Raw genomic sequence first — 25,449 nt, 5'->3', positions numbered from 1 at the left:
TCAGGCCGGCGCCGGTCCGAACGGGAACGACGCCGGTTCCGCGGCACCGAAGTGATATTCGGCGGTGCCGGGTTTGTCGAGCGGCCAGCCATCCTGGCGCATTCGGTGCAAGACCACTGCCGCCGCGAAGGCATCCTGGGTCCCGGCTTCGATTCGAGGACCGTCCCGCCACGCCAGCACGCAGCCGCCGCTGTGGCGGTAAGCCAGGAGACCGGCGTTGTGCCCGTATTTCGGACTGGACGGCAACATCTCCACCAGCCACTGTTCCCCCGCCGCCCGGGAGAGCATTTCCGAACGCACGATGATTTCACTGTTCAGGCGGCACCGCTCGTCGGCCTCGCCGTAGTCCGAGACCTGCAGGTCGTCTTCGCCCTCGTCCGAACCGTCGCCGGCGAGCCGGGGGTAGCGGCGGATGCCGACCGTCGCGGACCCGGTCGTCCCGGCCGGCGACGAGGTCGTCGAGACAGTCCACGCGGTCACCTCGCGCCCGGTCGCCGGGCGCGGATCGTCCACGGGCGTCACCCGCGGCGGCACCGCCAGTTCAGGCAGGCCGACCACCTTCCGCACGACCGAGCGGAAGATGTGCCACGACCGTCCCCGTTCCTGGAACATCAGGTCGGCGATCTCCGTACCCGAGCGCCGGGGGACCGACCACAGATGGCCCTCGATCTGCTCCAGCAGATCACCGGCGGGGTCCAGCCGCGGCGCTTCGGCGCAGAGCCGCTCCAGCGGGGACCCCGGCACCAGCTCGGGACTACCGTCCGCGGCCAGCAAGAACCGGCGGCCGAGCGCCGCGGCGTAGATCGAGAGCGACGAGTGGTCGCCGATGACCAGGTCAGCCGCGATGAGCCCGGCCTCCCACGGTGACCTGGGCGGCACGATGACCAGGCCGCTGTCCAGCTCCTCGCGCAGGTACAGCTTGATCAACGCCGGCGAGTGACCGGACCAGATGTTCGGGTGCATGATCAGCAGCACCTTGTACTCGTCCGCCGGCAACTGCGCGAGCAGCCGCTTCGGGAGGCTGGCCTCGCAGCCGACCGTGCCGTAGGGACCCCACGTCGAAGTCACCACCACGAGCTTCTGGTCGGCGCCCACCCCGAACTGGCGCCGGTAGCGCTCCCGCCGCGCCTCCGAAGCGAAGATCCGGTCGAGAACCGGGTCCCCGAGGACGATCGCCCGCTCGGCGGCCTTGGGCGAACTCTTCCGCAGCCGCTCGCGCTGCTCCTCGTGGGAGACGAAAACCACCTCGGGGATGACCCGCCCGAAGCGCGTCGTCAGCTGGCTCTCGACCAAGCCGGTGGCGACGCGGTCGCATCCGCTCGACTTCCGGACCCGCCGGTTGTAGCCCGCCCCGTGCGGGCACACGATCACCGGCCCGTTGAGCTTGCCGAGCGCCGCCGTCGCGTGCGCCGCCAGGATGACGTCGAACTTCATGCGCCTGGCCCGCCTCATGTCGAGCACCTCGAATTCGAGCTCCCGGAGGTACTCGACCAGCCGGTCGGCGAACACGGACCCGCGCTCGACGGTGAACTTGACCTCGAACGCGTCGGGGAACAGGGTCTCCAAGATCGTCCGCAAGCGGTCCACGGTGGTGAAGGTCCGCACGACGACCAGCACGCTGTACGCCGCCCGCAGCGTCCGCCGCTCGAGGCCGCCGCCGCGCCGACCACTCACTCGCTATGCCCCGATCGTGTGGATCTTCACACATATTGCTACCGCGCGGTAGCAGATGGTACTACTTAAGCTCCAGGTCGAAACGCCAGCTGGCTACTTGCAGGTAGGCGTTCGACTTGTGAGCGATAAGCTAACAGGCGGGCCGACGCCAGACTAGCTGGAAGCGGGTGGATCATGGTCGGGGGACGGAATCCGGTGGCCGAGCAACGCCGGCTGCGAGCCGAGCTTCGCCGGCTGCGCAACTCGGCGGGACTCACGCAGAAGCAGGTCGCGACGGCGCTCGAGTGGTCGCTGTCGAAGGTGATCCGGATCGAGGGCGGCACCGTCGGACTGTCCATCACGGACCTCAAGGCCCTGCTCGACCTCTACGGCGTGACCAGCCAGGAGCAGATCGACGACCTCTCGGCGGCTGCGCGGGCTTCGCGGGAGAAGGCGTGGTGGGACGCGTTCCGCGGCCACGCCAGCCCGCAACTGATCGAGTACATCGCCGTGGAGGCGTCGGCCTCCACGCTGTCGGAGTACCAGACGTTCATCGTGCCGGGCATCCTGCAGACCACGGCGTACATCCGCGCGCTCGGCGAGGAGTTCGGATTCGACGACGACGGGACCGAGCGCGCGATCGCCATGCGCACGGAACGACGACGGCTGCTCACCGGGGAACATCCCCTGGAAGCCCGGTTCGTCCTCGACGAAATGGTGATCAGGCGAGCGATCGGGTCGCCCGGGACGATGCGGGAGCAGCTCGACTTCCTCAAGGAGCTGAACCGCCTCCCCACCGTCTCCATCCAGGTCGCGACGTCCGACCGGCGCGTGACCCGCTGGATGCAGTCGCCGTTCACGATCTTCGAGCTGCCCGACCAGGACCACCACGTCTACGTCGACCAGCCGGGGTGCACCCTGATCGCCCGCACCAACCCGGACGAGGTCGGCCGCTACCTGGACGCGTTCGAACAGCTCCAGGAGCCCGCCCACTCGTCCCCGGCCGCCGAGCTGGACGTCGTAATCGATCAAATCGCCAAACAGCAGGCGTAATACCGGCGATACCTCCCCATTCATCAGTTCGGCGCAATCGTCCTACGGAGAGTGGACCTGAAATCTCGTGCAGCCCATTTACGGCGCGGGAGTAGAATGGGACCCTCACCGAGTACGTCCACAGCCCGGGCGAACACCTCGGGCGATCATGGGTCGGGAGGGCCTGATGAACGGACGGTTTGCTGCACCCATCGCCGAAGTCGACCACCGGGGACTCAGCTGGCACCGGAGTGCACGTTGTCATCCCGATGACCACCCGGACTGCGTTGAAGCAGCTTACGACGGCTGTTCGGTGCACGTCCGCGACTCCAAAGCGCCGGCCCACGGCGAGTTGCGGCTGCCGCCGGACAGCTGGCGCGGCTTTCTCCGCCTCCTGGACGACACGGGAACGTCCGGCCACTGATCCTGTTTCCCGATATTGTCCATGAATTGACAACTCGACACGGCCGAACCGCTTTACCTGCCCGCGTGAACGTGCCGATGCACGGGCACGACCGCCGAGACGGCGGATTAACGGACCGCGGCCGAAATACGGCGAACGCTTTCGCCCGGCAGGCGCCCCGGCGCCTGCCGGGAGTTCGTCCGGCTTCCTGCGGCCCTAAACCGTTTGGGGTTCACCGGTTTCTTCGGCATGCTGGTGATCATGACCAGCAGATGGGTGCGGCTGCAGGCTGTGGCAGTGTCCGGTTCGTCCGCCGAAGGCCTGATGCTCGCGGCCCTCCCGCTGCTCGCCGTGTCCGTCACCACCGATCCGCGCGAGATCTCGCTGCTCAACATCGCCGGGCAGGCGCCGTGGCTGCTGCTCTCCCTGTTCGCCGGGGTGCTCATCGACCGCGTGCGGCGGACCGCCGTGCTGGCTTGGGCCTATGCCGTGCAGATCGGGGCGGCCGTGGCGCTCGCCGTCGCCGCGTCCGCCGGGGTGCTGAGCCTGCCGGTGCTGATCGTCGTCGCCTTCGTCGTCACCTCGGCGCAGGTGCTCGGGGACGGCGCCAGCGGCGCGCTCGTGCCCGAGCTGGTCGAACCGGGCCGCCTGGCGCACGCCAACGCGCGGCTCACGGTGATCGACCGGGGTGTCGTCCAGTTCGTCGTGCCACCACTGACCGGGTTCCTGCTCGCCGTCGGGGCCGGGGTGCCCGCCTGGCTGGCCGCCGCCTGCGCGCTGGGCGCGCTGCTCCTCGCGCGGCGCATCCCGTCCGAGTCGCGGACCGTCGCCACGACGACGCATCCGCTGCGCGATCTCTCCGCCGGGCTGCGGCACCTGGTGAAGACGCCGCTGCTGCGGTCGATCACGATCAACGTCGCCCTCGGCTCGTTCGCCGCGAGTGCCGGCAACGCGATGTTCGTGCTCTACGCGACGCAGATCCTGCACGTCGGCCCGGTCGGGTACGGCCTGCTGCTCGCCTGCCTCGCGGTCGGCTGGGTCGCGTCGTCGTTCGTGGTGCAGAAGGTGGTGGACCGGCTCGGCTACTCGTGGTCGATGCGGATCGCGCAGAGCTTCGGCATCGTGGCGGACCTGCTGATCGCCGTCGTCCCGCCGTGGCCGCCACTGGTCGGCCTCGTGCTGATGTCCCTGACGGCGTCGGTGCTGATCTGGAACGTCTGCTCGCAGTCCAGCCGCCAGCGCTTCACGCCCGCGCCGCTGCTGGGCCGGGTGCTCACCGGCCACCGCGCGCTGGCCTGGGGGCTGACGCCGCTGGGCGCGCTCACCGGCGGCCTGGTCGCGGCGCACTGGAGCCTGCGCGGCGTCTGGGTGGTGGCCGCGGTGATCCAGGCGGTCAGCGCCGTGCTCGTCTGGTTCACCCTCTCCCCCGCCGCCTTCCGCCGCACCGAGCTGGCGACGGCGCAGGCCTGAAGCCGGGTGGTGGGCCGGGTCGGGGCACCGGCACACCACCCGGACGCCTACCTAGCCACCCAGGGCCAGCGCCACCGCGCCCAGCAGCGCCGCATCCTGGTCGAAGCGGGCGGGCACCAGTTCCGGCGGGAACGGCACCGCGTGCGCGAGCCGGTCCGCCAGGGCCGGCAGCAGCACGTCCGCCGAGCGGACGAGCCCGCCGCCGACCGCGATGCGCTGCGGGTCCAGCGCGATCGCCAGGTTGGCCACGTGCATCGACAGCTCGTCGAGTGCCGCCGTGACCAGCTCCTTCGCCTCGACGTTCTCCTTGGCCAGCGCGAACAGCTCGGCCGCGGTGACCGGGCGGCCGAGCAGTTCGCTCGCCCGGCCGCCCAGCCCACGCCCACCGACGGCTTCTTCCAGCGGCGCCGCTCCGCTTGAGAAACCTTCGGTGTCCTGCGGCGAGAGCAGGTTGTACCCGATCTCGCCCGCAGCTCCGTTGGCGCCGGTCAGCACCCGGCCGCCGATCAGCACCGCCGCCGCGATGCCGGTGCCCAGCGACAGGAACACCGCCGGGTCGGCCCCCGCCAGTGCTCCCCACCGCCATTCCGCCAGCGCGGCGGCCTTCGCGTCCGTGCCCACCGAGATCGGCACGGCCGGGAACTCCGCGGCCACCAGCTCCGCCAGGCGCAGCTGCTCCCAGCCCGGCACGTTCGGGGCGAGCAGGATCTTGTCCGGCAGCACGATTCCCGGGCTGACGACGCCGATGCAGCCGGGGACCGCGCCCGAGTCGGCCAGGAGCGCCCTGGCCCCGGCGAGCGCCCGCACCACCACCTGCTCGGCTCCCGCCTGCGCGTCGGTGTCCAGCCGGCGCGTGGCCAGCAGGGTGCCGTCGCGGTCGGCGAGCCCCAGCGCCACCTTCGTGCCGCCGAAGTCGATCCCGAGAATCCGTTCCCCTGTCACTCCGAGAACCCTCCAGTCCCCTCGTTCCCCGGCACCACGAGCCGGCCGGTGTTGAGCCCGTCGACGCTGATCACCGGCACCGCGCCGCGCAGGTCGGCGGCCTGGTAGGTGACGGTCAGCGTCTGCGACTGGCCCGGCCACAGCGTGATGTCGTCGTCGTCCCAGGTCGCGTTCGCGAGCTGGTTGTCACCCGGCGCCTCACGCCCGTCCGGCGTCCCGCGGCGCACGTCGGCCCGCAGGAAGAACGCCGCGCCCGGGTTCTTCGCCGTGTTCGTGACGGTCACCGTGGTGACGAGCTCGCCGCCGTGGCCCGGCTTCGTCGAGGCAACGGCGCTGACCTGCGACTTCGGCAGGTTCCGCAGGGCCTGCAGGTTGCTGTACTGCGAGAGCGTCGCCTGCGGGTTGCCCAGCGTCTTCGCCCAGTCGACGACGTCCTTCTGCGTGGACAGCCAGTAGACGTTCCGGTCGACGACCTTTCCGCCCTGCTTCAGCTGCAGCTCGACGAAGTAGACCTGCGCGGGCGCCGGCGCCTTTGTTTCGGCGGGCACCTTCGGCTTGAGGACGCCGGTCTTGACACCTTGACTGCCGAGGGAGATACCGCCCGCCGTCTGGTCGTCCAGGACCTTGCCCGCGGTGTCGAGCACGCGGGCCTGCACCGAAAGCCCGGACTGCGTGGCCGCGCCGAGGTTGTCGAGCGTCACCTTGCCGTCGTCGTAGCCGTAGATGGCGTGCAGCGGCTTGTTGGCCTTCTCGGCGCCGAAGTACGCGCCCGGCTGGTCGCCGTCGTCGTTGTAGAGCGACCACAGCAGCGTCGGCCAGCCCTTGTTGAGCTGCCAGTAGACGACGCCGGTCGACGGGTTGTCCTTGTCCTTCGAGTGGTGCAGGAAGGCCTCGAACTGCGAGCGGGTGTTCTCGTAGTTGGCGATCTGCGCGAGGTCCACATAGGACTCCAGCGAGGTCCACTTCCCGTACCGCTGCAGGATCGACTGGTCCAGCGTGTACAGCGTGCCGAACGCGTAGCCGCCGTGGTCCGGCTCGAAGTTCGCGTGGTACTGGTTGTACGCCGGGTCCTGCCACAGCTTCGCCTGCTCGGTGGGCGAGAGGAACCGCTTGATCGAGTCGAGCGTCGGCACGGTGTGCCCGGCGCTCTGCTCGCTCGCGAAACCCCAGGCACCGCCCGCGTTCGTGCGGCTGTCGTCGGAGGCGTCGAAGTGCGAGCTGTCGTACCAGTACGACGGCGGGACCCAGTCGTACGGGCCCTCCTTCTCCCCCGAGTTGCCCAGCGTCGGGGTGCTCTTGTACTCCGCCGACGCGATCACCGGGACCTGGAAGTCCTCCTGCTTGAAGGCGCTGAGGACGGCCTGCTCCTGGTTCGGGAACGGCTCGTTGTCGCTCCAGCCGTAGTTGAACACGCTGGGGTGGTTGCGTTCGCGCTGCGCGATGCTCACCGACGAGTCGTGGATGATCCGCAGGTCCCGCGCGCCGAGCTGCTCGGCGGTGTCCGGCTGCCAGGCGTCACAGCACAGGAACCCGCCGATGACCAGCAGGCCGGCGCGGTCGGCCTGGTCGTAGAAGTCTTGCGGCATGTCGTGGCCTTCGAGCCGGACGCCGGACAGGCCCAGGTTCTTGATCAGCGCGATCTGGTGCGCGGTGTCGGCCCGGTCGTAGCGCAGGAACAGGTCCGGCGCGAAGCCGCCGCCGCGGAACACGAAGTCGTGGCCGTTGATCGTGAACTGCCGCGCGCCTTCCGGCAGCGGCGCGGACTTGCCGACCAGACGTGAGGTGACCGTGCGGATGCCGAAGGTGCTCTTCGACGACGTCGACAGCACGCCGCCCTGCGACACCGCGGTGGTCAGCGTGTACAGCGGCTGGCCGCCCATCGAGTACGGCCACCAGACCTGCGGTTTCGCGATCTTCACCGGCGCGAACGTCACGGTCTGCCTGGTGTTCGCCGGGATCGTCACGCGCCGGGTGACGACGATCGGCGCCCCCGACGGCGGCGTGACCGTCGCGGCGACGTCGCCGGTCTGCGCGGTGGCCGCGTCGTTGGTGACGTCCACCTTGACCGTCAGCTTCGAACTGGACAGGTCGGGAGCGTTGTCCTGGACGACGTGCGCGTTGTCGCCGGTGAGCGCGTCGGACACCTGCAGGGTCGGCGGGAACTGGATGCCGGTGTCGTTGTCCGGCGGGATCTGGCTCCAGTCGACCTGGTCGAGCGTGTACATCTTGAGCGGGTTGTTCGGGTAGACCTTGATCGCCAGGGTGTTCTTGCCCGGCTTCACCAGCTTCGTGACGTCGAAGGTGTGCCCGGCGAAGGCGCCGCTGACGACGTCCTTCGTGGCGACGAGCGTGCCGTTCACCCAGACGTCGCCCTCCCCGACGATGCCGGGGATCGTCAGCTTCGCGTGCTGGCCGGGCTTGATGTCCGGCGTGAAGTCGGTGCGGTACCACCACGGGTCGGAGAACGGCTTGGTGACCACCGGGCCGACCTTGTCGACGTACCCGAAGCACTTGCGCAGGTTGTCCGAGTAGAAGACGTTCGGGCACTTGCCGTTCTGCACCAGGGCGTTGATCTCGGTGCCGGGCGCGCCGGCGTCGTCCGGCTTGACCGGCAGCCAGCCCTTGGTCGCGTAGCCGGGCGTGGAGACCTTGTCCCCGCCGTCCTTGACGCTGGCCGTTGTCAGGACCTGCCAGCCCGGCAGGCCGATCGTGCTGAACCCGTGCGGCCGGGCGGCCACCTGCGCGTCCTGCGCGGCGGCGGGTCCGGCCACGCTGAGCACGCCGGGCACGAGGAGCAGCGCGGCGAGGGCCGCGAGCTTCTTCGTCATGCCTGAACCCCTTCGGTCTCGGTGGAGGCGAAGGCCTCCTTGATCTCCTTCGGTCCGAACGGCCACGTGTTCTCGGCCTTCGCGTAGATCAGGTACGCGATGGCGCCGAGGGCGATCCAGCCCACCGACAGCCCGATCGAAAGCCAGGTTGCGGAGACGTAGATGTAGACCCAGCCGACCAGCGCGAGCAGCGTCGGCACGGGATAGAGCCACTGCCGGTACGGGCGCTCGAGGTTCGGCTGCCGCCGGCGCAGCGTCCAGATCGCGGCGACCTGGGCCAGCGACTGGATGATGACCAGGGTGGCGACGGCCGCGTTGATGACGTCCGTCAGCGTGAACAGCGAGCCGACGATCGTGATCGCGCCCATGGTGAGCACGCCCGCGGTCGGCAGGTGCAGCTTCGGGTGCAGCTTGCCGAACACCGAGAGGAACACCTTGTCGCGCGCGGCTTCGTAGGGCACGCGCGAACCGCCGAGCAGGCCGGCGAAGACCGAGCCGATGGCCGCGACGACGATGAAGACCGTGATGACCTTGGCCACGCCGGTGCCCCAGGCCTGCTCGAGGACGGAGGAGGCCACCGAGGTGGCGGTCTTGATCTGGTCCAGCGGGAGCGAGCCGAGCACGCCGACCTGCAGCAGGAAGTAGAGGCTCATGATGCCGAGGATCGAGTAGATGATCGACCGCGGAATGGTCCGGCCCGGCGAGCTGACCTCGCCGCCGAGGTACGCGGTCGTGTTGTAGCCGAGGTAGTCGTAGATCGCGATGATCAGGCCGGCGCCGAGGCCGCCCCAGAACGTGCCGTCACCGGCCGAGCTGAACGCGCCGGGCGTGAAGGCGAACGCCTGCGCGCCGCTGAAGTGCGAGAAGGCCGCGATGATCGTGGCGAGCACCGCGACCAGCATGACCACGAACAGGCCGGTGGTCAGCTTGCCGATCTGGCCGATCTTGCGGAACAGGGCCAGCACGATGACGAGCGTGATGCCGACCCCGATGATCTTGCCCAGCGGCGTGGTGCCCGCCTCGTCGGTCACGCCGGGGATCAGGTAGCCGAGGTACTGGACGAGGCCGATGATGCCGGTCGACATGATCAGCGGGATGAACAGCACCGCGCTCCACACGAACAGGAACGGCATCAGCCGTCCGCTGCGGTACTGGAACGCTTCGCGCAGGTAGAGGTAGGTGCCGCCGGCGCCCGGCATCGCGGCGCCGAGTTCGGCCCAGATGAGCCCGTCGGCCAGCGCGACGATCGCCCCGATGATCCAGCCGAACATCGCCTGCGGGCCGCCCATGGTGGCGACCATGGCGGGGATCGTGACGAACGGGCCGATCCCGCACATCTGGGTCATGTTGATCGCGGTGGCCTGCACCGGGCCGATCCTGCGTTCAAGGGCGGGCGGTTCCCCGGACCGGGTGGGTGAACTCACGGCGTGCCTCCGGCTAGTAGTTAGTAAAGTTTCTTAACATAGAACGGCCGGGGTCGAAAGGGTTCCGCGGGTAAAGTTGCGGCAACACAGGACTCGGTGGGACCAAACGGGCCGCGGGCCGGAACTCCGGCGAGCGTGCGGGCGCTGGGCGCCGGGCATTGAAGCAGCCGCCACCGGACACAGCCTGAGGGGGCCGGGCCGCGCGGCGGCCGGTTACCAGGCCACGCCGGGAGAGCCTTCCCGTCCTGCGATCCGGGACTAGTCGGAAGGTCCGCGCAGGGTCAGGACGACCCGCAGCACGTACTCCACCGCCGCCGGGAAGGAAGCGCTGCGCAGTTCTCCGCGGTCGGCCAGGTTGCGGGACGCGAACTCCACCTCCCGCTCCTGCCCGCCCCGCCGGACGAGGAGCGCGGCGATCTCCTCGAAGTCGAGGTCCGGGTGGTCCAGGCGGGTCAGGGCGAACTCGACGATCAGCTCCTCGGCCGTCATACCCGCTCCTCCCGTCCCCTTCAGACTACCGGCGACCAGCGCCGCCCCGCCCTGTCTCGTCCGGCACAACCACCGCTTCGCCGCCGGCATTCCCCGCACCGGGCGCAGGGTCACCGCGTTGTCAACCCGTCGATAGTGTTGGTAAATCACCACTTTCCGGGCCCTACGTTAGTCGGCTCCGGCATTGCCACCCTTCCGGGTAAATTCTCGACAGCGCGCGCAATTCCGGCAAATCCCCCGTCCCCACGAGGAGTCTCCCGATGTCGAGGAAGTTCGCCCTGGCCGGCGCCGTCGCGCTCGCTCTGACCATGACCCCGCTCGCGGCGGGGACCGCGTCGGCCGCCACCGAGCAGGAAGCCGCCGTCACCACGGTGTACTACAGCACCGCCGGCGCGCCGACGTTCCGCTCGGTCATCAACGCCGGTGCCGCCAACTGGAACCGCAGCGTCACCAACGTCAAGCTCGTCGAGCGCAGCTCCGGCGCGAGCCTGCGCTACACCGAGGGCAACGACCCCCGCGGTTCCTACGCCTCGACCAACGGGCACGGCAGCGGCACCATTTTCATCGACTACACCCAGGCCCGCCAGTACAACACAACCCGCATCGCGGCTCACGAGACCGGGCACGCTCTCGGACTGCCCGACCACTACTCGGGCCCGTGCTCGGAACTGATGTCGGGTGGCGGCCCCGGCACGTCCTGCACCAACGCGGTCCCCAACGCCGCCGAGCGCAGCCGGGTGAACTCGCTGTGGGCCAACGGGCTCGTCGCGACCAACGCCGAGCAGCGGGTCTACGAAACCGTGTACGGCTACTGAGCCCGAGCATGCAGTAAATCCGTGAATGGCACATTGAGGGACTTGAAGTCCCTCAATGTGCCATTCACGGACCTTCAGCCGACGACGATCCGGTCGATGTCCGGGGCCCAGCCCGAGGGGTTGCCGAGGCGGAGCGTGTTCGTGCCTGCCGTCAGGTTCAGCGTCACCTGCACCGAGCCGACCGTGTCCCAGCCGCCGGTGCCGGGTGTGGTGACCGAGACCGCGGTCCCGCCGTTGACGCTCACCGTCAGCGAACGAGCCTCACCGGAGGCGTAGAAGATCGTCACAGGATGCGCGCCCGCGGTGGCGTTCACGCCGTTGAACTGCAGGTAGTTCGCGGTCCCGCTCCCGACGTAACCCACCAACGAGCCACCCGAAGCACCCGACGAACTCCGCACGGCCGCCTGCCCGCCCAGCGTGCCCGCCTCGGCTTCGTACGACGTCCCGGCGGGCGGCGGGCTCTCCATCCGCCAGTACACGGTGTACCGCTGGTGGTGCGTGGCGTAGAACGGCTGCAGGGTGACCGCGCCCGTGCTCGCCGTTCCCGTGAAGCGCAGCGGGTTCGCGGAATCCTGGACGAGCGAACCGGTCTGCAACGTCGGCAGCGCGCTCAGGTTCGTCGAGCCGTACTGACCCGCGAGCACGATCGCGCCGTACTTCACCGCGCCCACGCCCGCGTCGTCGTTGGCCCGCGGGAAGGTCAGCGACGCCGGGAGCGACACGTCGACCACGTCGCCGGACGCCCACGTCCGGTCGATCGTGAAGTAGCTCCCGGATGTGGCCGTGCCCTGGGCGACGCCGTTGACCTTCACCACCGCCGCCGACGTCCACTTCGGAATGCGGATCTTCAGCGCGATGTGCCCCGAGCCGCCGATCGTCAGCTTGGTGCCCGACGACGTCGGGAACGTCGTGTCCTGCCGGACCGTGATCCCCCGGCCCGGCCAGGTCAGCACCGACGCGACGAACAGGTTCACGTACAGCGTCTCGCCGGTGAAGAAGTAGACGCTGTCGGCGAACTTCGTCTGCGATTCCATGCCGGTGCCGTGGTCGCAGGTGAAGTCGTCGTAGTCGTTGGCGTAGGTCTTGATCCCGCCCGCGCGCAACGGCGTGTAGTACGTGACGAACCCGTGGCCGGAGTTCGGGTCCTGCTCGCCGAGGATCTGGTTGAACAGGGCCAGCTCGTAGTAGTCCATGTACTCGGGCACCGGGTTGGTGAAGAACAGCTGCCGGGTCAGCTTGAGCATGTTGTAGGTGTTGCAGACTTCGCACGTGGTGTCCGACAGCCGGCTCGCAATGGCGTCGGGCGTCTGGAAGTACTCTCCGTCGGAGTTGCCGCCGATCACGTACGTGTGGTGGTCCTGGACGATCCGCCAGAAGTTCACGGCGATGTCGCGGTAGCGAGTGGTCCCGGTGGCGTGGTACTCGCGGATCGCGCCGAGGATCTTCGGGATCTGCGTGTTGGCGTGGAATCCCGAGAGCCGGTCCTGGTTCGCCGCGAGGGGGTCCAGGATCTGGGCGTGGTCGAACCGCTGGGCCGTCGTGAGGTGGTTCGCGTCGCCGGTCACCTGGTACAGGTTCGTCAGTACCTCGGGCATCCCGCCGAACTCCGTGCGCAGCGCCGCCTGCATCTGCGTGGTGGACAGCGGATCGGTGCGGGTCTTCGTCCAGGCCGCCTTGCGCAGCAGGACGTCGAGGGCCTGCTGGTTGCCCGCGAGGAGGTACTGGTCGAGCAGGCCCGCCATGATCTTGTGCAGCGTGTAGTAGGGCGCCCAGACCGACTGACCGCTCTCCAGCCGGTCGAAGAAGTTCTCCGGGAACGCCGACAGGTAACCGGTGTGGAAGCCGCGTCCCGGCGCGGCCGCCTGGCACGCGGCCAGAGCGTTGACCAGGTAGTCGCCCTTGGTCTTGTACGTGGTGTCGCCGGTGTTGGCGTACGCCTGGGCCAGCCCGGACAGCAGGTGGCCAGTCGAATGGCCACGCAGTTCGGTGCTCGGGCTTTCCCAGCCGCCGCACGGCTGGGCCGAGCTGGCCAGCCCGGCGTTGGTCCGGAAGGTGTGCAGCAGGCGGTCGGCGTCGACGAACCGGAAGTACGCCAGCTGCCGGTTCATGTTGTCGAGGAACGGCCCGGCCTGCAGCCGCACCGCGCTCAGGGGGAACGGGAAGACCGACACGCCGATGTCGGGCCGGCCGGCGGCCGCGGCGGTGCCGGCGAACGCCGGGGCCAGGGCCGCGCTCGCGGAGAGGGCGCCCACGGCTTTGAACAGCAGGCGGCGGTCGAAGGTGGGTTCGCGCATCATCGCGCCTTTCGCTGGGGCCGGGGTGCGCCGCGCGCGGCGCACCCCGGGGAGGTTCAGCTCGCGAGGGTGATGGTCACCGTGTTCGCGCTCGCGGTGACCGTGTGCGTGGCGGCGTCGTAGCTGCCGCCGCTGACCGAGTTCACGCCGGTGGAGAGGAACACCGGCAGCTGGATGACGACCGCGCCGCCCGGCGGCGTGCCCGACGTCGTCACCGTGACGACGCGGGCGCCGCTCGAGCCGCTCACCGCGAGGGAGACCCCGTAGGTGGACCGGCTGCCCGAGGCCACGTCGTAGGTGGTGGTCAGGTTGCCCACCGACATCGTCTGGCCCGGCGTGACCCAGGCGTTCGGTACGCCGCGTCCGATGTAGAGCGGCCGGGTGAACGTGTACGGCCCGGAACCACTCGACGCCAACCCTTCCGCCACCAGCGACTCCAGCAGGCCCTGCTGCTGCCCGGCGATCGGCCACGCGTAGGGGCACGCGCCGAACTGCGGGCCCGCGTGGCTGCCGATCCACGGGTTCGCCGTGCTCGGCCCGCTGCCGTTGGCCTCCCACCAGGCATTCGGGCCACCCGTGGTGGTCTTGAGCTGCCAGGCGTAGCTGGTGATCGGCAGGTCGCGGTAGTTGTTCGAGAACAACCCGTCGGAGGAGTACGACGTGTTGTACGCCGTCGAGTACCCGTTGAACGCCCCGAACGTCGGGAACGGATAGCCGTTGGCCGACAGCCGGTTGAAGCCCCACTGGTACATCCGGTCGATCTGCCCGGGGTCACCCATGATGCCGGTCAGCGCGCCGCCCGACAGCATCGTCGACCACTGGTTCTGGCCGACCCACCCGGGCGAGGCCCAGTTGGCGTCGTTGAAGGTGCTGCAGCGGTTGGCGCTGTTCGGCTTGTCCACTTCGCACGGCAGGTAGTTGAAGCCGTTCGCGGACTGGTTGCGGCCCACGACCGTGTTCAACGCGTTCAGCAGCGAGGTGTACGCGGTGTTCGCCCACGTCGCTTCGGCGGTCTGCCCGATCTTCGTCGCGATGTACTTGTACGACGCCAGCATCTGCAACGCCGAGAAGTTGCTGAACAGCCAGCGCCCGGTCGAGTCGTTGTCGAAGTTGGTCTGCAGTGTCCCGTCCGAGGCGAGCTGGGCGGGGTACTTCACCCGGGCGATGGTGCGGAGGCTGGGTCCCCACGCACCGGTGTCGTTGAAGTACTGGCTGACGAACGCGGTGTCGTTCGTCTTCGCCAGGTACGTCGCCCAGGCGCCCATCGTCTTCCAGACGCCGTCCCAGTACCAGTTGGCGCCGACCTCGTCCCAGTTGTCCTGCTGGGAGATCCGCGCGGTGAGCAGCAGGTTCCGCGCGTCGTGGAAGTCGCCGGTCTCGAACTTGGCGGTCAGCTCGCCGGGGACGTCGTGGTTGAGGATCCAGTTGTAGTTGTCGGCGCCGGAGAACTGCGCCTTGCCGACCTGCATGATCAGGTTGTAGATCGTGCCCGCCTTGTAGGCGTTCGCCATCGCGGTGCCCGGGTTCGCCAGGCCGCCGGTGTTGGGCAGGGCCGTGTTCGGCAGGCTGAAGGTGTTCGTCTCGGCCAGCCGCGAGTTCCAGTACGCCGTCATCTGGCCGTACGCGGTGTCGTAGTTCGGCGCGTTCGAGGACAATGTCGAGCCGGTCGGCAGCGCGACGCCGCTGCCGAAGTTGTCCACGGCCACCACGAAGTCGTGGTTGCTGGTCTGCCCGGCCGCGACCGGGTCCAATGTGGACGCGGTCAGCCGGACGAGGCCCGGGCCCGAACCACCCGGCGGGACCGTCACCGGCGAGGAGCCGTTGTTCTTGATCGATACCCGCGTGTAGACGAGCATGACCGCGAAGCCGTTGATGGTGACCTTGTCGGCGAAGTTCTTGAGGGTGATCCCGACGTTCCCGGCGGTCCGGGACGTCGTCATCGCCGGCAGGTAGCCGTTGTCCTCGGTCCACTGCACCGACTGCGCGCCCGGGTTCCCGCCGTAGGTGTAGGCGCTGAACGAGTACATCCCGCCGCAGAGGCCGTTGTACGTCGTGTTCACGCCCCGGGCGAAGAACGAGCCGGACAGATAGCTGAAGACCGGCCAGTAGTTGCCGTCCCAGCCGATCGCGGTGGTGTTCTGGAACCCCTGGCCGTAGGGGTCGTTCGGCGTCTGGAAGTTCGTGCCGTACGACCGCGGCAGCCCGGAGTTCTTGCACGCGTTCGGCGCGAGGTTCGGGATGCCCTGGTAGGTGTCGGACGTGCCGGGGTCGTAGCCGGGCACGCGCCAGGCGCTCGCGCTCGAACACGGCAGCTGGACGAGCGCGTTGTTCGCCGGGGTGACGCACTTGCCCGAGCTGACCGCCACGACGTCGAACGTGTTCGTCCCGACCGATTGCAGCCGGAACTGCTGGTTGGTCTCCCCGTGGCAGGCGTACTGGATCACCGCCGCGTTGTCCGCGGTCGACGCGCCGTAGATGTCGACGCAGCTGCCGGAGGTGAAGGTGCCGATGGTGTAGGCGTCACCCGAGATCGGGGTGAACGTGAACGACTGGCCGGCACCGGAGGCGCAGGCCGTCTGGGTCAGCTGGACGGCACTGGTGCCGTTGGGCACGGTGGCGCAGCTGCCACTCGCCTGGTTGACCATCGTGCTGCTGAACGTGGCCGCGGCGTTCGCCGGGACCACCACGGCGAAGCCGGCCACCAGGAGGGCGGCGGTGAGTAATACCGGACGTCTCATCGGGGTCTCCGATCCGGAAGATTCAGAAGAGGAACGAGCCGTACGGGCCGGTGAAGATCGCGGTCTTCTGGCTCTGGCTGAAGTGCGTGTTCGGGTAGTCGTAGAACGACGCCGACATCGGCGTCCCGTCGGTCGAGGTGGAGTCCGGCAGGCCGAAGGCGTGGCCCAGCTCGTGCACCATGCCGCCGTACCAGCGGTTCATCGGGCCGTTGATCCCGGCCGCGCCGTCGGCGTCGTGCCGGCAGAGGATCACCCAGCCGTTGCCGCCACCGCCGCCCGCGCCCTGGCCCTCGGCGATGACTTCGCCGACGTTGATCCACCGGCTGTCCCCGTCCCGGACGTCGAACCGGCGCACCAGCTCCTGCTGCATGTTGAACACGGCCCACCAGTAGCGGTCGCCGCCGTTGGGCGTGTTCTCATACCAGCTCTTCACGTGCTCGCCGGTGACGACCTGGACGACGGGCTCGTTCAGCCGGAACGTCTTGCCCAGCTCCTGCCCGTAGTACCGCTGGGCCTCCCGCATCACGTTCGCGATGCCGTCCGGGTAGCGCTGGTCGAAGGACACGTCGGACGGCCGCAGCAGCCACACCCGCACGGTCTTCTCCGGCGGGACCTGCGGATCGCCACCGGACTGGTAGCCGGGCAGCCGCCAAGCGCTCGCGGTGGTGCAGGCCAGCTGGACGAGCGCGTTGTTCACCGGAGTGACGCACTTGCCCGAGCTGACCGCGACCAGGTTGAAAGCGCTTCCTGCGGGCTGAAGGCGGAACTGCTGGTTCGTCCCGGAGTGACAAGCGTACTGGATCACTGCGGCATTGTCCGAAGTGGACGCGCCGTAGATGTCCACGCAGTTGCCGGCGGTGAAAGTGCCGACGGCGTAGACGTCACCGGACACCGGGGTGAACCGGAACGACTGCCCGGCGCCGGAAGTGCAGCCCGTCTGGGTCAGCTGTACCGCGCTGTTCCCGTTGGGCACGGTCGCGCAGTTTCCGTTGCCCTGGTTGACCACCGTGCTGGTGAAGGCGGTCGCGGCCTGCGCGGTACCCACGGAGAGCAGACCGGCCACCAAACACAGCACCACGGCAGCGGCCAGCCTGAGCACGCCACGGTCGGGCCGAGATACCACAGGACACGTCATCGGGTCCTCGCAATCTTCGGTTGTGAGCGTTAACAGTTGACGGCCGGGTGCGCTCCCCAGTGCCGATCAGGGTGGGTGAAAGGGCTATTCGACGGTGGCGACCGGGATCCAGACCCGCATCGGACCGGGTTCCCGGTTGCCCCACAGGAAGTACGGGACGGCGGTCAGTTCGACCGGCTCGCCGGGCACACTGGTCCCGGCGCCGTAAAGCTCATCGGACGCCGGTGCCCGGACGCGGCCGAGCGCGGTGAGCGTCACCGGCACGTCCGGCAGCTGCCCGGCGGAAAGCTCGACGGCGGCGTCGATCCGCACGTCCTCCAGGACCACCCCGGACGGCAGGTCGGCCTGCTCCAGGCAGTAGACGAGCGGCCCGCGCGTCACCGCGACGCAGCCACGCACGGCGTCGATCCGCGGGTGCGGCCGGACGACCCGGGCGGGCATCGGCAGTTCGAGCGTCACCGTGGCCCCGGCCGCCCAGTCCCGCCGCACTTCCGCGTAGCCGTCGCGGACTTCGGCGGGGGCACCGTCGATCAGGGCGCCCTCGGCCCAGCCGGGGATGCGCAGGGAAAGCATGAGCGGCACCGGTGTGGTCACGGTCAGCTCGATCCGGCCGTCCCACGGGTATCCGGTGCGCGTCCCGACGCGGACGTCCACACCGTCCACAGTGGTCTGGATCGACCCGGCGGCGTACAGGTGCACCTGGAGCCCGCCGGGGTCGGTGGTCGCCACGTACCCGGACAGCGACGCGACGAGCCGGGCGAGGTTGGGCGGGCAGCACGCGCACGAATACCACGGCAGGCGCCGCGACGGCGCGTCCTCGTGCGAGCCGTCGTGGCCGGTCCGCAGGTGCAGCGGGTTGGCGTAGAAGAAGTGCGTGCCGTCCAGCGCGGTCGAGCCGGCGATCGCGTTGTACAGCGCGCGTTCCATCTCGTCGGCGTACCGGCCTTCGCCGGTCGCCAGCAGCAGCCGCCAGTTCCACTGGAAACTCGCGATCGCGGCGCAGGTCTCGCCGTACGCGCGGTCGGGCGGCAGCTCGTACGGGTCGCCGAAAGCTTCGTCGCGGTGGCGCGAGCCCTGGGCGCCGGTCAGGTACGTCTTCGCGCCGAACGCGTCGGCCCACAGCCGGCGGGCGGCGTCGAGCAGCGGCTCGTCGCGGGTCTCGACGGCGACGTCCACCACGCCGGCGAGCAGGTAGAGCTGCCGCACGACGTGCCCGGCGACCTCGTCTGCGTCCCGGACCGGCACGTGGTCCTGCAGGTACCGCGAGCCGAACCGCTCGCCGTCGAGCAGGCCGCGTCCCCGCAGGTCGAGGAAGCGCAGCGCCAGGTCGAGGTACGGCCGGTGCCCGGTCACCCGGTACAGCTCGACCAGCGCGGTTTCGATCTCCGGGTGCCCGTCGACGTCGTCCACGACCGCGAACCGCTCGACGATCAGGTCCGCGAAGCGCCGGGCGACCGTGACGAGCTGGGCACCGACCCCGGCCCGCGCGGCCGCGACGGCGGCCTGGATCAGGTGGCCCGCGCAGTACAGCTCGTGGCTCCAGTGCAGCTCCCGCCATTTCAGCTCGGGCCTGTCGACGGTGAAGTACGAGTTCAGGTAGCCGTCGTCCTCCTGGGCCTTGGCCACCAGCGCGGCGGTGGTGTCGAGGAACGCGCGCAGCTCGGCGTCATCGGGATTCCGGCCGAGCTGCCAGGCGGCGGCTTCCAGGGTCTTGTAGACATCGGAGTCGGCGAACCACATGTTGCGGCGGTCGCCGTCGACCTCGCCGGTGACGCGCCGGAGGTTGTCCAGCGCACCCGCGGCGTCGAGTTGCTCGACGCAGTGCTGCAGGGTCCGGCTCGCGTTGCGCTCCTGCCAGCCGCCCAGGAGACTTTCCGGCGCGAAGGTGACAGCACCGAGGAAGAGCGGACGCAGCGCCGACGTCGCGGCGGACGTGGGGTGGACGGGCCCGAGGATGCGTTCGGTCATCGAGTGCTCCTTCTCAGCCCTTGAGGGCTCCCGAGGTGAAGCCGCGGACGTAATATCGCTGCAGGACGAGGAAGACCGCCACGCACGGCAGGGCGGAGACCACCACGCCCGCTTGCAGGGCCCCGAAGTCGACCGAGCCGAGGCTGCCCGACTGGAGGTTGAACAGCGCGACCGGCAGGGTGAACTTCTCCCCGTCGGTGAGGAAGATCAGCGGCGCCACGAACTCGTTCCAGGCCGCGAGGAACGAGAACAGCGCGATGGTGACGACGCCGGGGAGCACGCCGCGCAGCAGTACCCGGCGCAGCGCGCCGCCGACCGAGCACCCGTCGATCAGCGCCGCCTCCTCGAGCTCGACCGGCAGCGCTTCGAAGGAGTTGCGCATCATGAACAGGCCGAACGGCAGCTGGAGCACGGCCATCACCAGGCCGAGACCGACCAGGGAGTTCTGCAGGCCCAGCCAGCCGAGCAGGATGTACAGCGGCACCAGGATCGTCGTGTACGGCACCATCAGGATGGCGAGGGTGACCAGGAACAGCAGGGTGCGCCCGGGGAAGGCCAGCCGGGCCATCGCGTAGCCGCCGAGCGTGGTCGCCACGACGGTGACGCTCACCGCGATCAGCGCGACCACGGTCGTGTTGACCAGGTAGGTGCCGAGGCCGCTGCCGTAGCCGGCGAGCCGCCGGTAGCTGTCGGTCCCGGAGTCGCCTGCCTCCCGTCCGGTCAGCGACGAATACAGCGTCCACAGCAACGGAAGCAGGAACAACACGGCCAGCGCCGCACTCGTCACGTGCAGGCCCGCGGCCCGGAGCCGGTTCACTTCCCCTCCCGGCGGATCAGCCGCAGCTGGGCGATGTTCAGGACGATCAGCACGGCGAGCGTGGCCACCGAGACGGCGGCCGCCCGGCCGAGGTCCTGGGACAGGAAGGCCTCGCGGTAGATGTCGATGACGACCGTGGCGGTGTCGTGCCGGCCGCCGGTGAGGATGAAGAACTGGTCGAACGCCAGCAGCGAGCCGGTCAGCGAAAGCACCATCGCGAGCGCGAGCGTGGGCCGCAGCAGCGGCAGCGTCACCCGCCAGAGGATCTGCCACCGGCCCGCGCCGTCGATGCGCGCGGCCTCGTACAGCGCGGGGTCGATGCCTTGCAGGCCGGTCATCAGGATGAGCGTGTAGAACCCGGCGAACCGCCAGGTGATCATCCCGACGGTCGAGCCGAGCGCGCTGCCGCCCGAACCGAGCCAGTCCACCCGGCCCAGCCCGAGGAAGTCCACGAGGTGGTTCAGCGCCGAGGAGTCGGTGTTGAACAGGCCGTAGAACAGCAGGCTGGTCGATGCGAGCCCGACCGCGCTGGGGAGGAAGAAGACGGTGCGGACGAACCCGGTGCCCGGGCGGTCGTGCTGCACCAGCAACGCCAGCCCGAAGGCCACGAGGCTGAGCACGACCGTGGTCACCAGCGTGTACTTGACCGTGAACCACACCGCGCGCAGGAACAGCGGGTCGCTCAGCGCGTCGTAGTTCTTGACGCCGTGGGGATAGGACGCGCCGACCAGTGGCCAGTGGCTGACCGACATCCACAGCATCAGCCCCAGCGGGACGACGAAGAAGACGGCGACCAGCACGGCCATCGGCGCGGCGTAGGCCATCCCGAGCCGCCGGCGACCCCGGGCGATCGAGCCGCGGCGGCGGGGTGCCGGCGCCCGTGTCACCGTCGGCGCCGGCGTCCGGGAGGGCAGCACAGACACCATGGTCAGCTGCCGCTGGAAAGCGACTCGGTGACCGCGGCGTTGTGCTGCTTCAGGATCGAGCCGACGTCGCCGCCGCCGAACACCGCGTCGATCACCGTCGCCGTCCAGGGACCGTTGGTGTCGTTGAACGTCTTGCCGAAGTTGACCGAGATCGGCGTCCGGCCCTGGCTCGCGAGCCGGTTGAACACGCCGAGCCGCGGATCCTGCTTGGCGTAGGTGTTGTCGGCCAGATCGGACCGGACGGTGATGTTCTTGCTCTTCGCCACGACGTCGACCTGGGCCTGGTCGGACAGCGTCCAGGAGATGAAGTCCCACGCGGCCGCCGTGTGCTGGCTGTTGCTGCCGATGCCCAGCACGTCCCCGCCGACGAACGACGAGCTGCCACCGGCCAGTCCCGGGATCGGAGCCACGCCGACCTGCAGGTCCGGCCCTTCCTTCATACCCTGCAGCGCGGTCGCGCCCATCGGCTGGATGCCGATCTTGCCGTCGAGGAACGACTGCGTCCAGGTGGGCCCGGACTCGTTCTTCGCCGACGCCGGCACGGCGCCGCCGGTGTAGAGCTGCCGCAGCAGGGAGTAGACCTGGGCGGCCTTGGGGTCGTCGAGCGTGGCCGCCGTGCCCTGCTCGTTGAGCACGGTGCCGCCGGAGGCCCAGATCATCGGCCAGCTGGTGAACAGCTGGCAGCCCGGGCAGGCGCCGCCGAAGAAGTAGCCCTTGACGTCGCCGCCGAGCGCGGCGATCTTGCGGGCGGCGTCGGCCATCTCGGACAGGGTGGCCGGTGGCTTGGCCGGGTCGAGACCGGCGCGGGTGAACAGGACCTTGTTGTAGAACATCGCCGACAGGTCGATGTCGTGCGGGACCGCGTAGTGCTTGCCATCGTGGGTGGCGGCCTTCATGTGCGCCGGGGCGAGGGCGCCGGTGAACGGCAGCTTGGTCACCCGCGCGGTCAGGTCCAGGAACAGGCCTTTGGCCGCGTAGTTGGGCGCGTAGACGACGTCGGCCGCCAGGAGGTCCGGGAGCTGCTTCGCGCCCGCGGCCGTGCCGACCTTCTGCTGGTAGGAGTCGGCCGGGAAGACCGTCAGCTTCACCTTGTTCCGGTGGCTCGCGTTGTAGGCGTCGATCAGCGTCTGGCTGAAGGTGGCCGTCGGCGACCGGGTCCACATGGTGATCGTGGTGCCGTCGTCCACGCTCGCGGTGTCCCCCGCCGCCGACGTGGCCGGGCCGCTCTGGCAGGCGGCGAGCACGAGCGCGCCGGCGACGGCGGCCGCGGCACGCCCCCACCGTGCCCTGGATCGGATGCGCGAAGTCATCGACTCTCCTCTCGGGAGGCCGCCTGCGGGGTGTCGAGGAACGCAACCCGGGGAAATTAGGAAACCGGTTGCCGACTCAAGCTAGGCGCTCGCTCACCAGCGAGTCAAGGGCTGTTTGCCGTAGTCCTACGGGGTTACGTTGGGTTGCCGACGACCACGGAGGTACTGTGCCAACCATGCCCCCGCGGAAACTTTCGGAAACTCCCGGAAACCTCGCCAAGCCGGCCACGATCAGCGAGGTCGCGCTGCTGGCCGGCGTCTCCGTCGGCACCGCGTCGAAGGCGCTCAACGGCCGCGGGTCGCTCCGCACGGAGACGCGGCAGCGGGTGCTGTCCGCCGCCGAGCAGCTGGGCTTCCAGCCCAACCGCGCCGCCGTGACACTGAACTCGGGCCGCACCTACACGGTCGGCATGATCACCACCGACACGATCGGCCGGTTCAGCATCCCGCTGATGATGGGCGCGGAGGACGCGCTGGGCGCCGGCGAGATGTCGGTCTTCCTCTGCGACGCCCGGGACGACCCGATCCGCGAGCAGTACTACCTGCGCACGCTGCTGTCCCGCCGGGTCGACGGGATCATCGTCACCGGCCGCCGGACCCAGGCGCGTCCGCCGATCGGCGCGGCGCTGCCGATCCCGGTGGTGTACGCGTTCATCAGCTCCGCCGACCCGCACGACTGTTCCGTCGTGCCGGACGAGGCGGGTGGCGCGCGCAAGGCCGTCGAGCACCTCCTGGCGACCGGACGCCGCCGCGTCGCCCACATCACCGGCCCCGAACATCACCACTCGGCGACGGTGCGCTCCTCAGCCGCCACCGAACGGCTCGCCGAGGACGGGCTCGGCCTGGCCGGCGCGCCGATGTTCGGCGAGTGGAGCGAGGCGTGGGGCCGGCAGGCGGTGCGGATGCTGCTGGGTGCCGGCGACCCCTTCGACGCGGTGTTCTGCGGCAGCGACCAGATAGCGCGCGGCGCGGCGGACGCGCTGCAGGCGGCCGGCCGTCGCGTCCCCGGCGACGTCGCCCTGGTGGGCTTCGACAACTGGGACGTGATGGCGCCGGCCTGTCAGCCGCCGCTGACGAGCGTCGACATGGAACTCGAGGCGCTCGGGCGGACGGCCGCCGACCTGCTGCTCGCCGCGATCAACGGCGAGCCCTCCCCCGGCAGGCACACCCGGCCGTGCCGGCTGGTGATCCGGGACTCGACCGCGTGAGTCAGCGCTGGGTCACCGCCGGGGCCACTGCTGGTTGGCACCGCCGCCGCAGGTCCAGAGGATGATCTTCGTGCCGTTCGCGGTGGCCGCGCCGCTCGCGTCCAGGCACAGCCCGGACACCGCGTTCGTGATGGTCCCGTCGGTGTTCGGCGTCCACTGCTGGTTGCGCTGGCCGTTGCAGTCCCAGACGACCACCGAGGTGCCGTTCGTGGTCCCGCTGTCGTAGGCGTCAAGGCACTTGGTGCCGTTGACGACGAGCTGCCCGCGCACCGGCACCCAGGTCTGGTTCGGGCCCGCCGCGCAGTCCCACAGCTGCGCCTGGATCCCGTTGGTGATGCCGTTGTCGTCGACGTCGACGCACCGTCCTGATTGGACACCGGCGAGCTGCACGCCGGTGCTGCCGGGCAGCGGCAGGACGGCGACGGCGGACAGCTGCGGCGGGGTACCGGAGAACGCCAGGGTGTTGGCGTTGCCCTTGCCGAGCGAGACGACGGCCGAGACGGTTTTCGTCGTCCCGCCGGTCGCCGGGAAGGTGAGGACGGTCGGCTGCTGGCCGTTGACGGCGAGGGTGGCCGTCTGCGCGGTGGTGGCGCTGTAGGAGAAGGTCGCGACCGCCAGACCGGTTGCGGCGGCGGTGATCCCGGTGAACCGGGAGCCGTTGGCCGGGTAGCTCGCCGACGCGGCGTCGGTGCCCTGGACGGTCAGCAGCACCGAGTCGCCGGCCGGGACGTTCACGCTGTAGCCGGTGGCGAAGTCACCGGCGTCGGTGGCGCCCCAGACGTTCCGGACGTGCGCCGAGGCCGGGGTCAGGCCGAGGTCGGCCCATCGCACGGTCATCGCCGCCGCCGACGACGTCCGGTTGAGCAGCACCACCGCGCGCTTCCCGGTTCCACTGAGGACCTTCGAGTAGACCTGGAGCCCGGTGGCGTCCTCGGCGACCTTGACGCCCTGCAGACCACGCGGGTCCTGGTCGACGGCGATGACTTCCCGGTTCGCCAGGATCGCCTTCGTCGCCGCGCTCATCGTCGCGAGGTTGTTGCCCGCGAGCAGCGGCGCGCCCGACACGGACCACAGGCTCATCTCGGTCCTGGCCTGCGCGTCGGTGAGACCGGGCATGCCGACGGTGAGCATGTCCGGGTCGTTGACGTACCCCGTGTGCTGCGAAACGGGGTGCTGCGCCTGGTCGAAGTTGGTCAGCACCTGGCCCAGGTTCGCCGTCTGCCCGAAGAAGATGATGTCGTTGCTGGTCCGCCACATCGCGCCGGTGCCGGCACCCCAGTTCCACGGGTTCTTCCTGCCCCAGTCGCAGATCGACAGGGTGAGCGCGCGCCCGGTCTGCGCGGTCGCGGCCTTGTTGGCGTCACTGATCGCCTGGTAGGTGCTCTTCGGGTCGAGGCCCTCGGCGTCGCCGCCGCACCAGTCGACCTTGACGAAGTCGAAGCCCCAGCGCTGGAACTGCAGCATGTCCTGCAGGTAGTGGCCTTCGCTGCCGCTCCCGGGGGCCGCGGGCCGCCCGGTCGGGAAGTAGTAGCCGCAGCCGTCGCGCCCGGCGTCGGTGTAGATGCCGGCCTTCAAGCCCTTACTGTGCAGGTAGTCCGCGATCGCCGACATCCCGCCGGGCCATTCGGCGGTGTCCACGGTGATGTTTCCGGAGCTGTCGCGAGTGCCCTGCCACCAGCCTTCGTCGATGTTGACGTAGCTGTACCCGGCGTCCTTGAGGCCGGCGGACACGAGCGCGTCGGCCTGCGCCTTGATCGTGGGGTAGTCGATCTTGGCGGCGAAGGTGTTCCACGACGCCCAGCCCATCGCCGGCGCCGGAACCGCCACGTCCGCGGCGGCCGTGCTCGCCGCGGCGACACCCACCCCCGGGACGATTCCGGCGATCAGCAGGAGCGCGGACAACCCGTGGCGCAGCTTCATGACATCGCTCCGACTTCGTCGTCGAAAATGTTAGCGCTAACATTCTGTGGTACGCCTGAATTGTTGACCCCACCGGC

18 protein-coding genes are annotated in these 25,449 nt (G+C 69.7%); 5 read left to right on the top strand and 13 right to left on the bottom strand.

The window, feature by feature from the left end:
* Entirely contained in the window at window positions 1-1,674 is a 1,674-nt protein-coding gene (locus tag A3CE_RS53840; protein ID WP_020646891.1) for a CDP-glycerol glycerophosphotransferase family protein, read from the bottom strand.
* Between the two features lie 195 nt (window positions 1,675-1,869).
* Here A3CE_RS53840 and A3CE_RS52870 point away from each other — a divergent pair, with 195 nt between their 5' ends.
* From A3CE_RS52870 to A3CE_RS0145995, 3 genes are all read left to right on the top strand, one after another.
* On the top strand, window positions 1,870-2,706 hold the full coding sequence (locus A3CE_RS52870) for a helix-turn-helix domain-containing protein (protein ID WP_051183841.1): 837 nt from the start codon (window positions 1,870-1,872) through the stop codon (window positions 2,704-2,706).
* Window positions 2,707-2,854: 148 nt separating this feature from the next.
* Window positions 2,855-3,109, top strand: a complete 255-nt coding sequence (locus tag A3CE_RS55760) for a DUF397 domain-containing protein (protein WP_312024823.1) — start codon at window positions 2,855-2,857, stop codon at window positions 3,107-3,109.
* 240 nt (window positions 3,110-3,349) lie between these two features.
* Window positions 3,350-4,558: an MFS transporter gene (locus A3CE_RS0145995; RefSeq protein WP_026469511.1), complete on the top strand. Its 1,209-nt coding sequence runs from the start codon at window positions 3,350-3,352 to the stop codon at window positions 4,556-4,558.
* A gap of 51 nt (window positions 4,559-4,609) precedes the next feature.
* Here the strand turns inward: A3CE_RS0145995 and A3CE_RS0145990 are convergent, their stop codons facing one another.
* From A3CE_RS0145990 to A3CE_RS0145975, 4 genes are all read right to left on the bottom strand, one after another.
* Window positions 4,610-5,500, bottom strand: coding sequence for an ROK family protein (locus tag A3CE_RS0145990; RefSeq protein ID WP_020646887.1), 891 nt, complete (start codon window positions 5,498-5,500; stop codon window positions 4,610-4,612).
* Window positions 5,497-8,328 (bottom strand): glycosyl hydrolase 2 galactose-binding domain-containing protein, encoded by a 2,832-nt coding sequence (locus A3CE_RS0145985; protein ID WP_020646886.1) that lies wholly within the window; start codon window positions 8,326-8,328, stop codon window positions 5,497-5,499. Before A3CE_RS0145985 ends, A3CE_RS0145990 begins: the two co-directional genes overlap by 4 nt.
* Window positions 8,325-9,752 (bottom strand): APC family permease, encoded by a 1,428-nt coding sequence (locus tag A3CE_RS0145980; protein ID WP_026469510.1) that lies wholly within the window; start codon window positions 9,750-9,752, stop codon window positions 8,325-8,327. Before A3CE_RS0145980 ends, A3CE_RS0145985 begins: the two co-directional genes overlap by 4 nt.
* 258 nt (window positions 9,753-10,010) lie before the next feature.
* Window positions 10,011-10,241, bottom strand: coding sequence for a hypothetical protein (locus tag A3CE_RS0145975; protein ID WP_020646884.1), 231 nt, complete (start codon window positions 10,239-10,241; stop codon window positions 10,011-10,013).
* Between the two features lie 260 nt (window positions 10,242-10,501).
* Between A3CE_RS0145975 and A3CE_RS0145970 the strand changes: the two genes are divergently transcribed.
* On the top strand, window positions 10,502-11,056 hold the full coding sequence (locus A3CE_RS0145970; protein WP_020646883.1) for a snapalysin family zinc-dependent metalloprotease: 555 nt from the start codon (window positions 10,502-10,504) through the stop codon (window positions 11,054-11,056).
* A gap of 74 nt (window positions 11,057-11,130) precedes the next feature.
* Here A3CE_RS0145970 and A3CE_RS0145965 read toward each other — a convergent pair whose 3' ends face one another.
* The 7 genes from A3CE_RS0145965 to A3CE_RS0145935 all read right to left on the bottom strand — a co-directional run bounded on the left by A3CE_RS0145965 (window position 11,131) and on the right by A3CE_RS0145935 (window position 22,244).
* The gene (locus tag A3CE_RS0145965) at window positions 11,131-13,350 is read right to left on the bottom strand and encodes a beta-L-arabinofuranosidase domain-containing protein (RefSeq protein WP_245589722.1); all 2,220 of its coding nucleotides are present in this window, start codon (window positions 13,348-13,350) and stop codon (window positions 11,131-11,133) included.
* A 56-nt stretch (window positions 13,351-13,406) separates the two neighbouring features.
* Window positions 13,407-16,088: an RICIN domain-containing protein gene (locus A3CE_RS0145960; RefSeq protein ID WP_043791472.1), complete on the bottom strand. Its 2,682-nt coding sequence runs from the start codon at window positions 16,086-16,088 to the stop codon at window positions 13,407-13,409.
* 22 nt (window positions 16,089-16,110) lie between these two features.
* A complete protein-coding gene (locus A3CE_RS0145955; RefSeq protein ID WP_245589721.1) occupies window positions 16,111-17,151 on the bottom strand; it encodes an RICIN domain-containing protein in 1,041 nt (346 codons plus the stop codon).
* Between the two features lie 156 nt (window positions 17,152-17,307).
* Entirely contained in the window at window positions 17,308-19,191 is a 1,884-nt protein-coding gene (locus A3CE_RS0145950) for a glycoside hydrolase family 127 protein (protein WP_020646879.1), read from the bottom strand.
* 13 nt (window positions 19,192-19,204) lie between these two features.
* A complete protein-coding gene (locus tag A3CE_RS0145945) occupies window positions 19,205-20,008 on the bottom strand; it encodes a carbohydrate ABC transporter permease (RefSeq protein WP_020646878.1) in 804 nt (267 codons plus the stop codon).
* On the bottom strand, window positions 20,005-20,925 hold the full coding sequence (locus A3CE_RS0145940) for a carbohydrate ABC transporter permease (protein WP_245589720.1): 921 nt from the start codon (window positions 20,923-20,925) through the stop codon (window positions 20,005-20,007). Before A3CE_RS0145940 ends, A3CE_RS0145945 begins: the two co-directional genes overlap by 4 nt.
* Before the next feature lie 11 nt (window positions 20,926-20,936).
* On the bottom strand, window positions 20,937-22,244 hold the full coding sequence (locus A3CE_RS0145935) for an ABC transporter substrate-binding protein (RefSeq protein ID WP_020646876.1): 1,308 nt from the start codon (window positions 22,242-22,244) through the stop codon (window positions 20,937-20,939).
* Between the two features lie 176 nt (window positions 22,245-22,420).
* Between A3CE_RS0145935 and A3CE_RS0145930 the strand changes: the two genes are divergently transcribed.
* Entirely contained in the window at window positions 22,421-23,452 is a 1,032-nt protein-coding gene (locus A3CE_RS0145930) for a LacI family DNA-binding transcriptional regulator (RefSeq protein ID WP_020646875.1), read from the top strand.
* Between the two features lie 12 nt (window positions 23,453-23,464).
* Here the strand turns inward: A3CE_RS0145930 and A3CE_RS0145925 are convergent, their stop codons facing one another.
* On the bottom strand, window positions 23,465-25,372 hold the full coding sequence (locus A3CE_RS0145925) for an alpha-galactosidase (RefSeq protein ID WP_020646874.1): 1,908 nt from the start codon (window positions 25,370-25,372) through the stop codon (window positions 23,465-23,467).
* Between the last annotated feature and the right edge of the window lie 77 nt (window positions 25,373-25,449).

Origin of the sequence: Amycolatopsis balhimycina FH 1894 (assembly GCF_000384295.1) — a bacterium.
Taxonomy (GTDB): Bacteria; Actinomycetota; Actinomycetes; order Mycobacteriales; family Pseudonocardiaceae; genus Amycolatopsis; species Amycolatopsis balhimycina.
Note: the sequence above shows the minus strand (reverse complement) of the source record. Positions and strands in the feature narration are given on the sequence as shown.

What these genes read in the sequence shown, in the direction of transcription:
- A3CE_RS55760 (WP_312024823.1), top strand. Translation starts at nt 2,855, where the DNA reads ATGGGTCGGGAGGGCCTGATGAACGGACGGTTTGCTGCACCCATCGCC.
- A3CE_RS0145995 (WP_026469511.1), top strand. Translation starts at nt 3,350, where the DNA reads ATGACCAGCAGATGGGTGCGGCTGCAGGCTGTGGCAGTGTCCGGTTCG.
- A3CE_RS0145985 (WP_020646886.1), bottom strand. Translation starts at nt 8,328, where the DNA reads ATGACGAAGAAGCTCGCGGCCCTCGCCGCGCTGCTCCTCGTGCCCGGC.
- A3CE_RS0145975 (WP_020646884.1), bottom strand. Translation starts at nt 10,241, where the DNA reads ATGACGGCCGAGGAGCTGATCGTCGAGTTCGCCCTGACCCGCCTGGAC.
- A3CE_RS0145970 (WP_020646883.1), top strand. Translation starts at nt 10,502, where the DNA reads ATGTCGAGGAAGTTCGCCCTGGCCGGCGCCGTCGCGCTCGCTCTGACC.
- A3CE_RS0145965 (WP_245589722.1), bottom strand. Translation starts at nt 13,350, where the DNA reads ATGCGCGAACCCACCTTCGACCGCCGCCTGCTGTTCAAAGCCGTGGGC.
- A3CE_RS0145960 (WP_043791472.1), bottom strand. Translation starts at nt 16,088, where the DNA reads ATGAGACGTCCGGTATTACTCACCGCCGCCCTCCTGGTGGCCGGCTTC.
- A3CE_RS0145950 (WP_020646879.1), bottom strand. Translation starts at nt 19,191, where the DNA reads ATGACCGAACGCATCCTCGGGCCCGTCCACCCCACGTCCGCCGCGACG.
- A3CE_RS0145935 (WP_020646876.1), bottom strand. Translation starts at nt 22,244, where the DNA reads ATGACTTCGCGCATCCGATCCAGGGCACGGTGGGGGCGTGCCGCGGCC.
- A3CE_RS0145930 (WP_020646875.1), top strand. Translation starts at nt 22,421, where the DNA reads ATGCCCCCGCGGAAACTTTCGGAAACTCCCGGAAACCTCGCCAAGCCG.
- A3CE_RS0145925 (WP_020646874.1), bottom strand. Translation starts at nt 25,372, where the DNA reads ATGAAGCTGCGCCACGGGTTGTCCGCGCTCCTGCTGATCGCCGGAATC.